Genomic DNA, 403 nt, shown 5'->3' on the forward strand with positions numbered 1-403 from the left:
CCCGCTATCCCTATCGGGTCATAGGGATTACCCGAGGCGCGTCGTACTTTTTAGCGCACTTAACTTATTGAAGCAACATGCTTTTCAGGCAACATTTTCCGCCCGTTTAACCGCCCCGCACTCCGAACACCCCGATGCGCACTTTTGCCCCCGGACACGCTACCGCCATGCTGTGACGTCCCTGTCTGCCTGCCTCGCATCATAGCAGCGGCGGCAGCCGCTGCCATTAGTCGTTTGCTGTTGAACCGGGGTTTATCGCGGCGCGAGCCGTTCCGCAGCTTGCTGTGGGACGGTGAAGCGTCTGCCGGGCGCGGGCTGGCGAAGCCCGCAAGACAAGCCGTTAAGCAGGGAGGCCCCCGGCGGGGGCCGCACGGGGCGAAGATGGCGAGCACGGGAACGAGCA

At 63.0% G+C, this 403-nt stretch carries 1 protein-coding gene; it reads left to right on the top strand.

Annotated elements, in window-relative coordinates; translation table 11 throughout:
• Nucleotides 1-144: 144 nt before the first annotated feature.
• A partial coding sequence (locus H0248_RS21975; protein ID WP_219609345.1) for a hypothetical protein occupies nt 145-403 on the top strand: 259 nt, incomplete at its 3' end.

Source organism: Pectobacterium brasiliense, assembly GCF_013449685.1.
GTDB classification, from domain to species: domain Bacteria; phylum Pseudomonadota; class Gammaproteobacteria; order Enterobacterales; family Enterobacteriaceae; genus Pectobacterium; species Pectobacterium brasiliense_A.